The following is a 15,694-nucleotide window of genomic DNA, read 5'->3' as shown; positions in this document are numbered from 1 at the left end:
CACGCTCACGCAACTCGTCGGGGTACTTCCGTGGTGCCGACATAGCTCCCAATCCTCCGGGTCTTCGATGTCTCCATCAAACCCGGGGCGGAACACTCTCCCGGCTCGAACGGGGCGTTGGTGCGCCAGCCCCAGCCGACCTCCTCCACCGCGACCCGCACTTCTGGAACGATCTCCATGGCGCGGCGGATCACCGGTCCTGGGTCGAACGTGTGAGCGGCAACGACCTCGTATCCCGACGGTGCAGACGGGTCCAGGCGCACGGTCAAGGCGCCGTTGGAGCACACGCCCCAACTGTCGGTTAGCCCCAGCCGGATCGCGATTGGCACCAGTCCGATCAGCGAGCGTCCGGTGGCGAGCACGGCCTCGTGCCCGGCAGCACGGACAAGGTCTAGTTCTTCGACCGTTCCGGACGGGATCCTGTTCCCTTCTCCCACGAGCGTCCCATCGATATCGAGCGCCACAAGGGTCCGGGAGCACGTCGTGGTCGTGGCACTCATCGGACCACCATCTGACGCAGCACCGACCGGACCTGGACCTCCAGGCCATGGCGTTCACCCGTCCACAGCGTGTGCCCGGGAACGAACATCCTGTGATCCAACGGTGCGTCCAGCCCGAGCGCGCGGGCAATGTGCTCGCCCTGGTTCAAGTCGGTCGGCTGTAGACAGATCCGGCCCCTGGTCAGGGTGACGATCTCGATGTGCTCCGGCCCTACGACCTTGACGGCATCGTCAGCGATGCCCATTGCGAACGAGAGGAGGTCTGGGACACCCGACGCCTCTTCTCGATGATGCAGATGAAGTCCCATCACAGCCGCCTCTGATCGCTCGCAGTCAGTCGTCTCGATGGCAAGCCCGCATGGTCACAGGCTGGTCAGGATCAACTTTGGATCTGGGGCGGGAAGCCGGGTGACACATTCATGTGTCACCCGGCCGAGCGGCACACGCGGGCCCGCGCACCACCGGTAGCGTGTCGAGGGTCCGTTGAGTCGTACTGGGTGAGGAGACGCGCATGTTCGTCGTCGGTGGGAACGGTTACGTGGGCTCGGCCTTGGTGGGCTTGGCTCCGGATGACGCGGTCGTCGTATCCCGAGCCGGTACCGAACCTGGAGCGGTTGCGTGGAGCGACCTCCCGAGGGCTCTCGCAGAGACGACCGCGCCTGTGATCGTGTGGTTGTTGGACGGTGCCAAGCACGACGAACCCGCTCGCCTCGCCGAACTGATCAAGGCCGTGCCACCAGGTGCGCACGTGGCATACGTATCGACGTGCACTGTCTACGGCGACCAGCCCGGTGAGCCTTGCACCGAGGACGCACCGCTGGAACTGCTCGCACCTCATGCCCGAGTCAAGGCCGCCGGTGAACAAGCGTTGGCCGCAGCCCAGATCAGCACGACGGTCCTCCGCTTGGGTGCCCTGTACGGGCCGGACCCGCGAGGGGATCGACGAGACCGGGTCGAGCAGTGGCTTACCGAGGCCAGCGACCACGGCACGGTCACCGTTCCGGACCCCGCTCACTGGCGCGGATGGCTGCACCGCGATCAAGCCGCCCGTGCGCTGCTGGCGGCAGCACGGATGCGCGTTGCAGGTGTGTTCAACGTCAGTTCTGCCGATGCGACCTTCGCCGACGCCGCAGGGCCGGCGGCGGACTGGTTCGCCGCTCGGGTCGTCGGCTCGGACGCGCCGGACCCACTCAACTACCGGATCGACTCGTCCCGCGCTCGTGAGGCGGGCATCCTCTCCGTGCTGCCGGACGAAGACCTCCCGGCCTGCACCACAGCATTTGCCAAGGCCCACTGGCCGCACGCCAACAACGGTTGACCCCAAGATCGAGTCACCGGGCCCTCCCGCCACCCGTACGCAGAGGCGTAGGCTCCAGGTTGGCCTGAACTCACATCAGGGATGCGAAGCATGAACGACGACGAATCGATCGGCCGCCGGATCGCGCACTACCGCAAGACGCGCGGGATAACGCAGGTCGCCCTGGCGCAACATGCCTCGATCAGCCTGTCCCTGCTGCGCAAGGTGGAACAGGGCACGCGCGATGCCACCCCCGTTCTGATCGCGGCTGTCTCCAAGCCGCTCGATGTCGAGGTCACCGTCCTCACCGGTCAGCCCTACGGCTTCGACGGGCGTCGGCCCGACCGAATCCACGCCCTCATGCCAGGCCTTCGCCGCGCGTTGGCGTACTGGGACCTGCCGCCCGAGACGCACACCCCGCCGCGGACTCGGGCCGAGATCACGGCTGACGCCCGGGAGATCTCTCGGCTTCGGCAGAGCGATAGGCATGTGCAGATCGCCGAACGGCTCCCCGCGCTCCTACTGGAGACGGCGACGGCCGTCCATCGCGAGGAAGGGACCGAGCGCGAGCGCTATTTCGAGATCATGGCGGTGTTGCTGTTCGCCGCTCACTCGGTCACGTACAAGACCGGTTACCAGGACCTGTCGACGGTCATCGAAGAGCGTCTGCAATGGTCGGCCATCCAGTCGGCCGACCCGCTCATGGGCGCACTGGCCGCGTGGAGCCGCACCACGTCCCTGCTCCGCACTGGTGCGTACGACGTCGGCCTTCGTCTGCTCGACAGAGTCCAGAGCCAGATCGCTACCGCTGACGACCTGGCCACGATCTCCATGCGAGGACCGCTGCACCTGCGCTCCGCCATCCTCGCCGCCCGCGCCGGGAACACAGGGACAGTTGACACCCACCTGGACGAAGCGCGACAGATCAGCGCTCGCCTCGGGGCCGACACCGACGGCGGATGGCATCAGCTTTCCTTCGGGCCTAGCAACGTCGCAATCCACGACGTGGCCGCTGCTATCGAACTTGGCGATGGAGCGCGCGCACTCGGACGTGCTGAGAACGTCCGCTTGTCCAGCGCAGTGCCCGCCATCCGCGCCGGGCATCATTACATGGACCTGGCCCGCGCCTACCTCTGGCAGAACCGCAACGAACAAGCACTGGCCAGCCTGCAACAGGCGCGGAAGGTCGCTCCGCAGCAGACACGTCACCACCCCACGACCCGCGAGGTGCTGCGCATGCTGACACGCGCCCACCGACACGCGAACGAGCCCTTGGTCCGGTTCAACGCCTGGGTCGGCACAGACGCGAACGGCTGAGTTACGCGATCCGCGCGGCCATGACCGCCCGCGCTCAGTCCGCAGATAGTCCGCAAGAGGTCCGCGCCAGCCCACCCGGCCCCAACACGACCAACGGCCGGGAGCGTTGGAATTCCAACGCTCCCGGCCGTTGCCGCTCCCGCCATACCGTGCCAGATGTCCGGACTGCGATCCACGAACTACCGCTGACGTCTCACCCGTTCGACGGGCGGTTGCCGGGAACACCGGTAACCGCCCGTTCGGTCTCCCAGGAGGCCGCCGCGAGCTCTCCGGCCAGCTGTATGCAGCGCAGGCGGGCCGGGGACCAGTCGTAGGGCATCTTCCCGGTGGCCTCGAATGCGCTCATGGACCCCGGTTCCCTCACGGAGCCTCGGCCGGCTTCGCCCGCGTCAGGGGTAGGGGGATGCAAGGCATCCCAGGCGTCGAAGAGCGCATCGTCCTCCTGCGCCAGGCCGGAATCGTCGATGACGGTTTCGAGCGCCTTCTCGAAGGCGTGCCGCTGGGCAGCCACCTGGGCCACGCGGGGGTCGTCGACGGCGACAGTGTCGTCGAGTGCCTCCTCGGCGGCATCAATGCGGTCGGACTGCTCCCGCAGTTCCGGATGGGTGGACAGGGCGATGTACCGGGTGGCGTTGACGGCCGCACCGAGCGGGCCGAAGATCCGCTCGATGACCAGCATGTTGTCCAGGTCCGCCTGGCGCAGGGAGCCCTCGGGCAGGCTTTTGAGGCGGCTGGTGACGAAGTCGGAGAGCAGGCCCATCCTGCTGCCCTCGGTGCGCATGCGCTGCACGGCGGTCCGCTGTCGCCGCAGCTCTGCTTCCTGGGCGACGAGCGTCTCCTCCAGCCGTTCCAGGATGCCCGCGATGCCGTGGTCGCCGTCGCCGTCGCCGTCGCCGTCGGCAGCGGCAGGAGCGGTAGTAGGAGCCGCCCCGGCAGGAGCCGCGTCGGCGAACGCGTTACGGATGTCGTCCAGCGCGATCCCTGCGTCGGCCATCCTGCGGATCCACAGCAGCCGGATCATGTCTTCGTAGCCGTAGCGGCGGCGGTCGTCACCGCCCCGCTCGGGCTCGGGAAGCAGGCCGATCTCGTGATAGTGCCGGATTGCCCGCGGCGTCGTGCCGACGAAGGCCGCCGCGTCACCGATCTTGACCTGGCGCGGCGGGATGAAGGACGAATACATGAGCAGGGAGCCTTCCTCGGTGGGGCGGGACATGAGTCCACGGGACCACATGCCGCTACGGAAGATGCAACTCCGGGCTACGCGATAGTGCTGGCGCAGCCCATCGCCGCGTCCGGTGCGGCTTCGCCCTCGGTGCGCCGCAGGTGAGCCTCGCCCCAGACCCGCACTCCCTCGACGACGGGCAGGACCGAGGCCCCGTACGGAGTGAGCCGGTAGATGACGGGCGCGGGGACCGGTCCGGTCACCACACGTTCGACGAGTCCGTCGGCCTCGAGCTCGCGCAGCTGCTCGGCAAGCACCTTGGGCGTGATGGGCGCCCCTCTGCGGCGCAGGCCGGCGAAGTGGGTCTCCCCGTGGGCGAGCCAGTAGAGCAGGGTCAGCTTCCACTTCCCGCCGATGGCGGCGAAAGCCGCCGCCATCGGGCAGCCAGGCAGCGGATTGGGACGAGAGGGGTTACCCGCAGGTGCCTTCTTGTTCACGGCAGTGCTCCGCTCGATAGTCGGACCATGACCATTCCATACCGAAGGATCCTGACCGCAGGCCTTTCCGCTCTCATGCTTCTCGCGACGGCGGCATCGGGCACCGCAGCACCGCCGCCCGCCTCATCGGCGGTCGCCGACGGCCAACGGGATTTCAACTGGGAGATCGGCACCTGGCGCACCACCGTGCAGGTCCTCGCCGACCCGCTCTCGGAGTCCCCGGATCAATGGCTCGAGTTCGCCGGCACCAGTACGGTGCGGCCCCTCGCGGACCGGCGGGCCAACGTCGTCGAGCTCGACGTGTCGGGGCCGAACGGCCGCATCGAAGCGCTCAATCTGCGGCTGTACGAGCCGCAGGCGCAGAGGTGGAGCCTGACCTTCGTCAACCTCCGCGACGGTCTGCTCACCCCGGCGGTGTACGGCGGTTTCCGCGACGGCGTCGGCGAGTTCTACGGCGACGACCAGCTCGACGGCCGCCCGATCAAGGTGCGGTTCCTCATCGTCCGGGTGAGCAAGGACGAGGCGAGGTTCGAGCAGGCGTTCTCGGCGGACGGCGGCACGACGTGGGAGACGAACTGGATCGCCGTGGACCGCCGGGTCCGCAGCTGACGGAAGACCGCCGAGGACGAGTGTCAGGCGATGGAGCCCAGTGCCGTGATCAGCTTCTCGGTCATCCCCATGGCCTGTGCGGCCTGGACGGGGTTCGAGTAGTCGCGAGAGTGCACGATCTGGCCGTCCTGCGTCGTGATGACCATGATGTAGTCGAGCGTGAACTCTCGTTCCTCCTCAGCTGTGACGCCGTGCAGCCGGTACTCCAGGACGGCGGCGTTCGCCGCGCCGGTCTCATGGATACGAACGTCGCTCACCCCCGTGTAGCGCGGCCTCCCCGGCCGAGTGAATCCGGTGCGCAACTCATCTCGCGTGACGTCACGTACGACCGGGAAGAGCGGAGCCGCGAACGGCATCTCGATCACGGCCCGGTCCGCATAGACGTCGGCGAGTGCGTCGACGTCGGTGACGGTCGCTTCGATCAGGCGCCGCGCAGCCTCGGTGGCCTCAGACATGGGCCGCGCCCGCCGGCTCCGGTACGCGCTCGGCCAGCGGCTGCTCGGCGTCGGCGTGTGCGAGCGACGGGCCGTCACCGCGACGGCGGAAGAGCAGCGCAGACACCACTGCTCCCAGGGCGAAGAACCCCGCTCCCCACCAGTACGCGGTCGAGTAGCCGGTGATGGCCGCCTGCGTGCCGATCGCCTCGGTGACGGGGGCATGGGCCAGGAGGTAGTCGGCGGTAGCGGTGGCGGCCAGCGTGTTGAGCAGCGCCGTGCCGATCGAGCCACCCACCTGCTGGCTCGTGTTCACCATCGCCGACGCGACGCCGGCGAACTGCCGGTCCACGCCGAGCGTGGCGGTCTGCATAGACGCGGGCATGATCGTTCCCATGGCGAAGCCGATGACCATCAGGCCCGGCAGGACGTTCGCCGCGTAGGTGCTCGACGCGTCCAGGAACGTGAGGTCGAGCATGCCGAGCGCGCCGAGCGTCATGCCGATCGGTACCAGCACCTTGGGGCCGAACCGGGGCACGAACAGGTTGGTGCCGAGCTGTGCGGCGAGCACGAGCATGCCGATCATGGGCAGGAACGACAGGCCCGTCTGGATCGGTGAGTACCCGAGCGTGAGCTGCAGGTAGTAGGTGACGAAGAGGAAGATGCCGAACATCCCCGCACCCGCGATCAGCACCGAGAGGTACGCGGCGCCACGGTTCCGGTCGAGGACTATCGAGAGCGGCAGCAGCGGGTGGGCCGCTCGCGCCTGCCAGGCGACGAACGCGGTCAGCAGCACGGCGGCGCCGGCCAGCATGCCCCAGGTCAGGGGCGCGTCCCAGCCGCCGGTCTCGGCGTTCGAGAAGCCGTAGACGAGGCCGAAGAGCGCGCCCGACACGAGCAGCGTGCCCGGGACGTCCAGCCTCGGCCGCGGGCCGGTCCGCGTGACGCGCGGGATGAAGACAAGGGCGCCGACGAGGGCGAACGCGGCGATGAAGACGTTGATGTAGAGGTTCCAGCGCCAGTCGAGAGTCTCCGTCAGGACACCGCCGAGCAGCAGCCCGACGGCGCCACCGGCGCCGGCGATCGCGCCGAAGACGCCGAAGGCGCGGGCGCGTTCCTTCGGGACGGTGAAGGTGGTCGTCAGCACGGCGAGCGCGGTGGGGGCGAGCAGCGCGCCGAACATGCCCTGCAGCGCACGGGCGGCCACCAGCAGCTCGAACGAGCCTGCCGCACCACCGAGGGCCGAGGCGATCGCGAAGCCGATGAGCCCGATGGTGAAGGTGCGCTTGCGGCCGATGAGGTCGGAGAGGCGCCCGCCGAGCAGGAGCAGGCTGGCGAAGGCGAGGGAGTAGGCGGTGATGACCCACTGGCGCTGACCGTCCGAGAAGCCGAGGTCGGCCTGGGCCGAGGGGAGCGCGATGTTCACGACTGTCGCGTCGAGCACGACCATGAGCTGTGCGAGCCCGACCACGACGAGCGTGATCCAGCGCCGACGGTCGGTCGCGGGTGTTGAGGTATCGGACATGCCTGGCACCATATACGGTACTGACTAGTTCCGGATATGGCTGGTTCAATAATTAACCCAACGGTAAGGTCGAGTCCGACAGGAAGGAGGGCGACTGCGATGGCGCAGATCGAGCAGGCCGAGGTGAAGCCCCGGCTGGGGCGCAAGCGGGACCACACCCGCGACCCCGAGATCCTGGACGTCGCGCTCGACGTCCTGGCGGAGACCGGCTACGACGGGATGACCATCGACATGGTCGCGACGCGCGCCAAGGCGGGCAAGGCGACGCTCTACCGCCGGTGGCCGTCCAAGTCCCACCTGGTGCTCGACGCGGTCGCCTGCATGAAGGGCAGGGACCTCGACCTCGACAGCCTGCCCGACACCGGGACGCTGCGCGGTGACCTGGTGGCGATGATCAAGCCGCCGAGCATCCGCGACAGCGAACGCAAGCTCAAGGTGATGGCCGGGATCGTCTCCATGATCGCCCGCAACCCCGAGATGGCCGCCGCCGCGCACGCGGCACTGGTCGAGCCGCGCGCGGCCGTCAACCGCATCTTCTTCCAGCGTGCGATCGACAGGGGCGAGATCCCGGCGGACGTCGACGTCGAGAAGCTCTGCATGATCGGCCCGGCTCTGGTCGCGTACCGGGTGCTCATGCTGCGCACGCCCGTCGACCGGGAGTTCCTGCTCTCGAACATCGACGGGGTGATCCTGCCCGCCGTCGGGCTGCGAGCCGCCTGAACCGTGCATCTGGACGGCGGGATCCTCCTCGGCGCCCTCTTCGGGCTGATCTTCGTGAGCGCGATCCTGCAGTCGCTGTCGGGGTTCGGGTTCGCGCTGCTGAGCGCCCCGCTGCTCGCCGCGACCATCGGGGGCGCGGAGGCGGTCTCGACGATCATCATCACCGGCACCGTCTGTGACGTAGCGATCCTTGCGATGCGGCGCAGCGTGCCGCGCCCGGTCGCCCGTGAGGTGTGGGCGCTGGCCGGCTGGTCGGTGCCGGGCATGCTGGCCGGCGCCTGGCTGCTCGCCTGGTTGCCTGCGTCCGGCCTGCAGATCTTCGTGGCCTGCGTGGTGATCGGCGCGGTGGTCCTGCGCCTGCGCCTGCGCTCGCGGGAACGGGACGTCGTCGTCCGGCCCGTATGGGCGGTGCCTGCCGGACTTCTGTCGGGTGCGCTGAGCACCTCGACCTCGCTCGGCGGCCCGCCGAGCGTCTACTACCTGGTCCACCGGGACCTGAAGCCGCACGCGATGCGCGACACGCTCGTCACGGTCTCGCTCGTGCGCCTCCCGCTGAGCGTCGCGTCGCTGGTGCTCGCCGGGACGTGGGTGACGTACGAGTACTGGCTTCCCCTCGTCGGCGCGGCGCTGCTGGGGCAGCAGGTGGGGGCGAGGGCGTTTCACGCCTTCGGCAGCTCGCGGTACGAGCGCGTGGTCCTCTGCCTGCTCGTGGTGTCGGCGCTCGTGTCGGTGGGAGCGCTGCTGATCCGCTGATGCGGCGGCTCAGACGCCGGTCCGGAGAGCGAGGAGCTCCGGTGCCAGCAGCAGTACGGCGGCCAGCGCCTGCCAGGCCGCCGATGTATCGGCCGATACCGATCGCCGCATCGTCCGACCGTACCGTCGCCCGCATGCTGATTCTCGAGCTGACCTTCACCGCCGCACCTGAGCGCCTGGCCGCACGCCCGGAGCTGGACCGCATCCTCGACGCCGATCCCTACTACCGGACGCCGGGTGTCGAGGTCACCAGAATCCGCGAATGGGTGCCCGTGGTCGGCGCCATGCGCTGACTGTCCCGCGCTGCCTGTACGCCGTCTCGATGACAGCGTACTGTAGGTACGTACCTACATTGGAGGTGATCGCGGATGAGTGTTGTCACTTCTCGCGAGCTGAACCACGACGTGAGTGCGGTCAAGCGTGCCGCCGCCCGCGGTCCGGTAGTCATCACCGACCACGGTCGGCCGTCGCATGTGCTACTGACCTTCGCGGACTACCAGCGGCTCACAGGCACCGACGTCAGCCTGGCGGATGCCTTTGTTATGCCGGAAGAGATCGAGTTCGAACCGGTACGCCCCGAGGGCTCGACGCGGGAGATCGACTGGTGAAGTTTCTTCTGGACACCAACGTCGTGTCCGAACTCCGGAAGCCTGCCGAACGGCGCTCGGAGCAGTTCAATGACTGGGCGGGAGATCTGTCGCCGTCGGATACCTCGCTCTCGGTCATTACCGTGCTGGAGCTGCGCGCCGGTATCGAGTCGAAGCGCCGGCGCGACCCTCAGCAAGCTGAGATTCTGGATGTCTGGCTGGAGAAGAGCGTGCTGCCCAGCTACCTGGGGCGAGTGCTGGACGTCGACCAGGCGGTGGCTGATGCTGCGGCCCGGCTCCATGTGCCTGATCGTCGGCCTGCCCACGACGCTCTCATCGCGGCGACCGCGCAAGTACATGGCCTGACCCTTGCGACGCGCAACGTTGCGGACTTCGAGCCCATGGTCATCCCGCTCGTCAACCCGTGGGATGAGCAGTGACCCACCTGCCCCGCGTGGTCGCCACCGATCTCGACGGCACGCTCCTCCGCAGCGACGGCAAGGTCTCTGACCGCACCCGGCAGGTCCTCGCGGACCTGGACGCGGCGGGCGTCGAGGTCGTGTTCGTGACCGCTCGTCCACCGCGCTGGCTGACCCACCTCGCCGACACCGTCGGCGGCCACGGCCGGGTCATCTGCATCGGCGGGGCCTGCGTGCTGGACCTCGCCTCCGGCGAGACCCTCGACACCTGCGGGTTCGACGACGACGACGTACGCGCCGCGGTGGCCGGGATCCGCGCCGCCCTGCCGCACGCGGCGCTTGCCTTCGAGCGGCCCGACGGCGTCACGTTTGACCCGCACTACCCGAACCGGGAGCCGGCGCTCGACCCAGGCCTGTGGTCGGTGCCGGTCGAGGACACGCTCGGCGTGACCGGTCAGGTGTCCAAGATTCTCGCGCTCGACCCCGCTTACATCCCGCCGCCGGGCATCTTCGTCGACCCGCCGGAGGAGATCCGGCTCGCGCAGGAGCAGTTCTTCGCCGCGGTCCGGGGCGCCGTCGGGCCGCACGCGCAGCTCGCGTACTCGGGCGCCGTCGGCCTGGCCGAGCTCATGCCGCCCGGCGTCGACAAGGCCGCTGCGCTGGCCCGCTGGTGCACTCGGCTCGGCGTCGACGCCTCCGACGTCTGGGCGTTCGGCGACATGCCCAACGACCTGCCGATGCTCACCTGGGCGGGCCGCGGCATCGCCGTCGCGAACGCCCACCGCGACGTACTGGCGAGCGCGGACGCCGTCGTCGGGCACCATGACGCCGACGGCGTGGCCGAAGAGCTCGCCTCCGCACTGGACGGAGCTCTCCGGCCGCGTCGGTGAGCGCGACTCAGGGGGACGGCTCCCCACCGGCCCCGGTGCCGGCCGCCGTGCTGGCCTCGCGCTGGATGCGCTCGGCGATCCGGCGGATGCGGCCGAGGCGGCCGTCCCAGGCCGTGCCGACCTCCATGAGCTGCCCGACGGCGCGGGCGAGCTGCTCCTCGTCGACCCGGTACAGCTTCTCCCGGCCGGCCGTCGTGCCGTGCACCAGGCCGGCCTGGTCGAGCACGCCGAGGTGTTTGGCCACGGCCTGCCGGGTCACGGGTAGTCGCTCGCTCAGGCTCGTCGCCGTCCCGTGGCCGTCGCTCAGCAGCAGGTCGAGCAGCCGCCGACGGGTCGGGTCCCCGATCGCCGACCAGAGGTCGTCGTCCACCGCCACGCTCATGTGCCCGCGCCCACGGTCGCGGCGTACACGCTGAGCCTCGGCAGGAAGTGGTCCCAGCCGTTGCTGTGGTCGGCGTGCTCGGCGGCGGCCTTCGCCTCGTCCCAGCCGCGCTCGCGGAAGCCGCTCTCGGTGAACTTCAGGAGGGTGCCGCCGCCCGATGGCAGCAGCTCGAAGACGACCAGGTTCGAGTTTCCCGCGACGGCCACCTCCCCCTCCTCGTGGGTCCAGCGGAACGAGAAGTGCGTGTACGGCACCGCGTCGGCGACCGTGAGCTGAGCCTTGTGGCCGTCCTGGGCGAGGTTCCCGAAGCCGACCCAGCCCGGCTTCCCCGGCTCGGGGCCGAACTCCGCCTCGTCGGACCACCACTCCCGCACGTGCTCGGGACTGCTCACCACGTCGAAGACGACCTCGGGTGAGGCCTCGATGTAGATCTCTCGCTCGATCGTGCAGTACTCCATCGCCGACCAGCCTTTCGTCGTGTCCGGGTGCAAGGAGACCATGCGTCAGTGCCAGTTGCTGATCTGCACGTCGTGCGGCGACGGCTCACCCGTGCCGGTCTCGACGAACCGCTTGAGGCTCATCAGGAAGGTGGCCCACTTGGTGCTGCAGTGGTTCATGAACTCGACCGGCTCCTTCCAGCCGGTGTGGCCGAACAGCACGATCGTGAACCCGTCCTCCTCCTTGAGGTCGAAGTGGATGTGCGTGCCTATCCACTCGTCGGGTCCTCCGGTGACGAGCCAGTCCACCGAACCGGCCGGGTCGAGCTCGGTGATCTCGAGCTCGAAGAACCCGAGCCGCTTCCCGGCGGCGTCGTTGAAGGTCGTCGTCAGCGTGCTGCCGACCGTCCCTTCGCCAGTCGTGTCCTTCGTCCACCAGCTCGCGACGCCGTGGGGCGTCGCGATCGCCTCGTAGACCTTCTCGCGCGGTGCCAGTGCGCCGACCCGGTGCAGGATGTCGACCATCTCAGTTCCTCCAGTGTGAGTAGTGCAACCTTTGGTTGCATGTGACTCTAGGTCGCCGAACGGGGACGCGCAACCCTTGGTTGCACATTTCGCTCCAGGAAGTGTCGGGAAGCACCTTTCGCCGACCTGTTGTGAGCGCTAACATCAGGCGTTCGTGCACGACGCCGGGCGCCGCCGCCCGTCTTCCGTAAGGTCCTCAAAGGAGAGAGCCATGAGCAGTACCCGAAGGAACGCGCAAGCGAGTCCGGCCGTCGCCCTGCGGCGCACCATGACCACCACCGTCGCGATGCTCGCCGTCCTGGCCCTGCTGACCTGCACGTGGGTCGTCGCGACCGCGCAGCGCGCGGCCGCCCTCGACCCGTTCACCGGGTACCTGATGGCGCACTTCACCGGCGAGTCCACCAGCGGCGAGCAGATCTACCTTGCCCACAGCACCGACGGCCTGAACTGGTCCGACCTGAACAACGGCGCACCGGTGGTGGTGTCGACGGTCGGTACCCGCGGCGTCCGGGACCCCGCGATCGTCCGTTCACCGCAGGGCGACAGGTACTGGATCATCGCGACGGACCTCCGCATCGCGAGCGGGACGTCCTGGTCGGACGCCGCCAACCGCGGCAGCACGTCGCTCGTCGTCTGGGAGTCCACCAACCTGGTGGACTGGTCGGAGCCACGTCTCGTCAACGTCGCGGGCGGGATCTCCGGCGCGGGCAACGCGTGGGCACCCGAGGCGATCTACGACCCCGCCACCGGCGACTACGTCGTCTACTGGGCGACGAACGCGCCCCGCGACGGCGTCACCAAGCATCGGATCTACTACTCGCGCACCAGGGACTTCCGGACCTTCACCACCGCGCAGCTCTACATCGACCGCCCCAGCAGCACGCAGGGCATCATCGACACCCAGATCGTGGAGTCCCCGACGAGCGTCGGCGGCTACCGGTACTACCGCGCCTCCGCCGACGGCCACATCACCATCGAGGGCAGCAACTCGATCCTCGGCACGTGGACCACCATCGGGAACCTGTCCCACATGGGCATCTCCAACGGCACCGGCGGCGGGAACGTCGTCGAGGGCCCCATGTGGATGCCGTTCAACAACGGGACGTCCTGGGCGCTGTGGCTCGACCAGTACGCCACCGGCCGCGGCTACATGCCGATCCGCTCGACCAACCTCGGCAGTACGCAGAACTTCCAGACGGTGAGCTCGTACAACCTGGGCGGCACGCGGAAGCGGCACGGATCGATCCTGCAGGTCACCACCGCCGAGCGGAACCGGGTCCTCGGCCGGTGGGCGAGCACGGCGGTCAGCCGGGTCCAGTCCTACAACTTCCAGGACCGGTACCTGCGCCACGCCAACTACGACGTGCGTATCGACCCCAATGTGTCGCCCGCCCAGGACGGCCAGTGGCGGATCGTCCCGGGCCTGGCGGGCAGCGGGACCGTCTCGTTCCAGTCCGTGAACCACCCCGACCACTACCTGCGGCACTGGGACCTCGACCTCACCCTGGCGCGCTACGACGGGACGTCGACCTTCCGGTCCGACGCCAGCTTCCGGGCGGTCCCCGGCCTGGCCTCGTCCTCCTGGACGTCCTACCAGTCGTACAACTTCCCTGACCGGTACCTCAGGCACTACGGCTATGTGCTCCGGCTCGACACGATCACCGACGCGGCCGGCCGCGCGGACGCAACGTTCCGCGGGGTGAGCTGACCACCCGAAGGTAGGGCCTCTGTTGTGAGCGCGATCGTTGCGCCTGCGTGGCCGTCCTGGCCGCAACGATCACGCTCGCAACGGAGGTTGCTCGTCGAGGAGCGGGGACAGGTGGGCCGTGCTCAGGGCCCGGGTGGCCTGGCGGGCGCCGGCCCGGAGGCATTCCGCGGTGCCCGCACCGGTGAGACGGGCGGCGAAGAACCCGGCGAAGAACGCGTCGCCCGCGCCGTTCGTGTCGACGACGTCGACGGGCTCAGCAGGGCACTCGAACCAGCCCTCGGCGGTACGCGCGACGGCGCCCCGCGCTCCGAGGGTGCACACCACCGTGCTCGCGCCCCGCTCCAGCAGCGACGTCATGAGGGCCCGGTGGTCCTCCGTACCGTCGTCGTTGAGGAAGACGTACGAGCACGCGTCGGCGAACGGCCGGTGGAACTCGGCCACGCCGTCGTAGTCGTGCAGGTCGGTCCAGAGCGTCGCCCTGCTCGCCACGGCGGCGGGAAGCAGGCTCAGCCCGACGACGCTCAGGTCCAGCACCACGTGCTCGGCGGCGGCCACCCGAGCCACGGCCGCGGCGTCGGGCCCGGGTGACGCCGCGGGCGTGGCGAGATAGATCGAGAGACGCTCGCCGGCGTCGGTCATCAGGTTCAGGTGCTGCTCCGAGGGTCCGGCGACCCGGCGGCCCAGGATCTCTGCACCCCGCGCACGCTCGAGCGCCGCGAGGATCAGGTCGCCCTCCTGATCGGTCCCGACGTCGGTGGCGAGCGTGCTCGCCACCCCGAGATCCGCGAGGTGCAGGACCTTGCCCGCGCTCGTACCGCCCAGTGTCCGCACCGCGCCACGCGCGAACACGGTGTGCGGCCTGGGGTCGGGCAGCTGGTCGAGCCGGACCAGCGTGTTCCACGCCGCCGGTCCGGCCACCACTGTGCGAGGAGCGTTCATGCGCACACCCTGCCATCCGCCACCGACACAGCCGCGGGCGGTCAGCCCAGCAGCTCCACGTCCAGCACGGCGATGGCGGCCGGGTCGCCCACCAGGTCGACGGAGACGATGCGCCCCTCGTGCACGACCACCGCGAACACGGCGCGCGGCGTGCCGCCCGGCGCCCACGTGAACCCGACGGAGCCACCGACGAGCGCGGGCACGGCGCCTCCCGCTCGTCCCCGGAACGACTCCGCGACCGCCGCGGCCCCGCGCACCTCGCGCGCCAGCAGCGGAGCGCCCTTGTCGGCGGACGCCGCCGCCGTCTCGACGGCGGACTGGTCGGCCCGCAGGACCACGTCCGGTGCGAGCACCGCCAGGAGACCTGCCAGGTCACCCGTCCGGGACGCCGTGAGGAACGCCTCGACGACCTGCCGGTCGGTCCGGGTCTCGGCGGCGGTCCGGGAGCCGGCTCCGGCGCCGTCCTGAGCCGCCGCACCGGACTGCACCCTCCGCCGTCCGCGGCTCGCGAGCTGACGCGCCGCGGCGACCGAGCGGCCCAGCACCGGGGCGATCTGCTCGTAGGGGACGGCGAACAGGTCGTGCAGCACGAACGCCAGGCGTTCGGCCGGGTCGAGGCTCTGCAGCACTATCTGCATGGCCAGCCCGACGACGTCGGCCAGCTCCGCCTCCTGTGCGGGGTCGGGGACGTCGCCGTGGGGAAGCTCGGGCCCGAGGTCGTCGGGCAGCCCGGTGGGCAGCGGCGCCTCACGTCTCGTCGACCGGGACCGGAGCATGTCCAGGCAGATCCGGCCCGTGACGGTGGTCAGCCAGGCGGCGAGGTTGTCGATCTCGGCGTCGCCGGTGCGGTTCAGGCGCAGCCAGGCCTCCTGCAGCGCGTCGTCGGCATCGTCGGGGTTGCCGAGCATCCGGTACGCGACCGCACGCAGGCGGGGCCGGTGCTGCTCGAAGGCGGTGGCGAGCTCGTCGGGGTTCATCTGTCACATCCTCGTT

At 69.5% G+C, this 15,694-nt stretch carries 21 protein-coding genes; 10 read left to right on the top strand and 11 right to left on the bottom strand.

The annotated features are described in order from the left end of the window. Positions 1-5: 5 nt before the first annotated feature. Together AB0F70_RS04880 and AB0F70_RS04875 are read right to left on the bottom strand one after the other, a co-directional pair. A complete protein-coding gene (locus AB0F70_RS04880) occupies positions 6-500 on the bottom strand; it encodes an HAD hydrolase family protein (RefSeq protein ID WP_357444069.1) in 495 nt (164 codons plus the stop codon). Next, positions 497-745: a hypothetical protein gene (locus AB0F70_RS04875; RefSeq protein WP_357444067.1), complete on the bottom strand. Its 249-nt coding sequence runs from the start codon at positions 743-745 to the stop codon at positions 497-499. Before AB0F70_RS04875 ends, AB0F70_RS04880 begins: the two co-directional genes overlap by 4 nt. Positions 746-1,011: 266 nt before the next feature. Here AB0F70_RS04875 and AB0F70_RS04870 point away from each other — a divergent pair, with 266 nt between their 5' ends. After that, positions 1,012-1,818 carry an NAD-dependent epimerase/dehydratase family protein gene (locus tag AB0F70_RS04870; RefSeq protein ID WP_357444065.1) on the top strand — a complete coding sequence of 269 codons (807 nt, stop codon included), beginning with the start codon at positions 1,012-1,014 and terminating at the stop codon, positions 1,816-1,818. Between the two features lie 90 nt (positions 1,819-1,908). Further along, positions 1,909-3,114, top strand: coding sequence for a helix-turn-helix transcriptional regulator (locus AB0F70_RS04865; protein ID WP_357444063.1), 1,206 nt, complete (start codon positions 1,909-1,911; stop codon positions 3,112-3,114). Between the two features lie 193 nt (positions 3,115-3,307). Here the strand turns inward: AB0F70_RS04865 and AB0F70_RS04860 are convergent, their stop codons facing one another. Then, a complete protein-coding gene (locus AB0F70_RS04860) occupies positions 3,308-4,327 on the bottom strand; it encodes a MerR family transcriptional regulator (RefSeq protein ID WP_357444061.1) in 1,020 nt (339 codons plus the stop codon). Between the two features lie 44 nt (positions 4,328-4,371). Then, the gene (locus AB0F70_RS04855; protein WP_357444059.1) at positions 4,372-4,713 is read right to left on the bottom strand and encodes a helix-turn-helix domain-containing protein; all 342 of its coding nucleotides are present in this window, start codon (positions 4,711-4,713) and stop codon (positions 4,372-4,374) included. Positions 4,714-4,800: 87 nt separating this feature from the next. On the opposite strand from AB0F70_RS04855, the gene AB0F70_RS04850 reads away from it, so the two are divergent. Continuing rightward, entirely contained in the window at positions 4,801-5,382 is a 582-nt protein-coding gene (locus AB0F70_RS04850; protein WP_357444057.1) for a hypothetical protein, read from the top strand. Between the two features lie 23 nt (positions 5,383-5,405). Here AB0F70_RS04850 and AB0F70_RS04845 read toward each other — a convergent pair whose 3' ends face one another. Both AB0F70_RS04845 and AB0F70_RS04840 read right to left on the bottom strand, forming a co-directional pair. After that, a complete protein-coding gene (locus AB0F70_RS04845; RefSeq protein WP_357444055.1) occupies positions 5,406-5,837 on the bottom strand; it encodes a nuclear transport factor 2 family protein in 432 nt (143 codons plus the stop codon). Continuing rightward, entirely contained in the window at positions 5,830-7,341 is a 1,512-nt protein-coding gene (locus AB0F70_RS04840) for an MFS transporter (protein ID WP_357444053.1), read from the bottom strand. Before AB0F70_RS04840 ends, AB0F70_RS04845 begins: the two co-directional genes overlap by 8 nt. A 99-nt stretch (positions 7,342-7,440) precedes the next feature. On the opposite strand from AB0F70_RS04840, the gene AB0F70_RS04835 reads away from it, so the two are divergent. From AB0F70_RS04835 to AB0F70_RS04810, 6 genes are all read left to right on the top strand, one after another. Further along, entirely contained in the window at positions 7,441-8,061 is a 621-nt protein-coding gene (locus tag AB0F70_RS04835; protein WP_357444051.1) for a TetR/AcrR family transcriptional regulator, read from the top strand. Positions 8,062-8,064: 3 nt separating this feature from the next. Further along, a complete protein-coding gene (locus AB0F70_RS04830) occupies positions 8,065-8,814 on the top strand; it encodes a sulfite exporter TauE/SafE family protein (protein ID WP_357444049.1) in 750 nt (249 codons plus the stop codon). 134 nt (positions 8,815-8,948) lie between these two features. Further along, complete coding sequence (locus AB0F70_RS04825) at positions 8,949-9,107, top strand: hypothetical protein (RefSeq protein WP_357444047.1); 159 nt, start codon at positions 8,949-8,951, stop codon at positions 9,105-9,107. 75 nt (positions 9,108-9,182) lie between these two features. Then, positions 9,183-9,422: a type II toxin-antitoxin system Phd/YefM family antitoxin gene (locus AB0F70_RS04820; RefSeq protein ID WP_357444045.1), complete on the top strand. Its 240-nt coding sequence runs from the start codon at positions 9,183-9,185 to the stop codon at positions 9,420-9,422. Beyond that, the gene (locus AB0F70_RS04815) at positions 9,419-9,841 is read left to right on the top strand and encodes a type II toxin-antitoxin system VapC family toxin (protein ID WP_357444043.1); all 423 of its coding nucleotides are present in this window, start codon (positions 9,419-9,421) and stop codon (positions 9,839-9,841) included. The genes AB0F70_RS04820 and AB0F70_RS04815 overlap by 4 nt, the downstream gene beginning before the upstream one ends. After that, positions 9,838-10,710: an HAD hydrolase family protein gene (locus AB0F70_RS04810; protein ID WP_357444041.1), complete on the top strand. Its 873-nt coding sequence runs from the start codon at positions 9,838-9,840 to the stop codon at positions 10,708-10,710. The genes AB0F70_RS04815 and AB0F70_RS04810 overlap by 4 nt, the downstream gene beginning before the upstream one ends. Before the next feature lie 7 nt (positions 10,711-10,717). On the opposite strand, the gene AB0F70_RS04805 is transcribed toward AB0F70_RS04810, so the two are convergent. Genes AB0F70_RS04805 through AB0F70_RS04795 form a run of 3 tightly spaced genes read right to left on the bottom strand, consistent with a single transcriptional unit; the run spans position 10,718 to position 12,054 of the window. Further along, positions 10,718-11,092 (bottom strand): helix-turn-helix domain-containing protein, encoded by a 375-nt coding sequence (locus tag AB0F70_RS04805; protein WP_357444039.1) that lies wholly within the window; start codon positions 11,090-11,092, stop codon positions 10,718-10,720. Beyond that, positions 11,089-11,592 (bottom strand): SRPBCC domain-containing protein, encoded by a 504-nt coding sequence (locus tag AB0F70_RS04800; RefSeq protein ID WP_357444038.1) that lies wholly within the window; start codon positions 11,590-11,592, stop codon positions 11,089-11,091. Before AB0F70_RS04800 ends, AB0F70_RS04805 begins: the two co-directional genes overlap by 4 nt. A gap of 3 nt (positions 11,593-11,595) precedes the next feature. Continuing rightward, complete coding sequence (locus AB0F70_RS04795; protein ID WP_357444037.1) at positions 11,596-12,054, bottom strand: SRPBCC domain-containing protein; 459 nt, start codon at positions 12,052-12,054, stop codon at positions 11,596-11,598. Positions 12,055-12,265: 211 nt separating this feature from the next. On the opposite strand from AB0F70_RS04795, the gene AB0F70_RS04790 reads away from it, so the two are divergent. Next, complete coding sequence (locus AB0F70_RS04790) at positions 12,266-13,762, top strand: glycoside hydrolase family 43 protein (protein WP_357444035.1); 1,497 nt, start codon at positions 12,266-12,268, stop codon at positions 13,760-13,762. A 69-nt stretch (positions 13,763-13,831) separates the two neighbouring features. Here the strand turns inward: AB0F70_RS04790 and AB0F70_RS04785 are convergent, their stop codons facing one another. After that, the gene (locus AB0F70_RS04785; protein ID WP_357444033.1) at positions 13,832-14,701 is read right to left on the bottom strand and encodes a carbohydrate kinase family protein; all 870 of its coding nucleotides are present in this window, start codon (positions 14,699-14,701) and stop codon (positions 13,832-13,834) included. A 41-nt stretch (positions 14,702-14,742) separates the two neighbouring features. Then, positions 14,743-15,678, bottom strand: a complete 936-nt coding sequence (locus AB0F70_RS04780; RefSeq protein WP_357444031.1) for a sigma-70 family RNA polymerase sigma factor — start codon at positions 15,676-15,678, stop codon at positions 14,743-14,745. Positions 15,679-15,694: the final 16 nt, after the last annotated feature.

The organism is Promicromonospora sp. NPDC023805 (assembly GCF_040639635.1).
Taxonomy (GTDB): domain Bacteria; phylum Actinomycetota; class Actinomycetes; order Actinomycetales; family Cellulomonadaceae; genus Promicromonospora.
The sequence above is the reverse complement of the archived record's forward strand: the minus strand, read 5'-3'. Positions and strand labels throughout refer to the sequence as shown.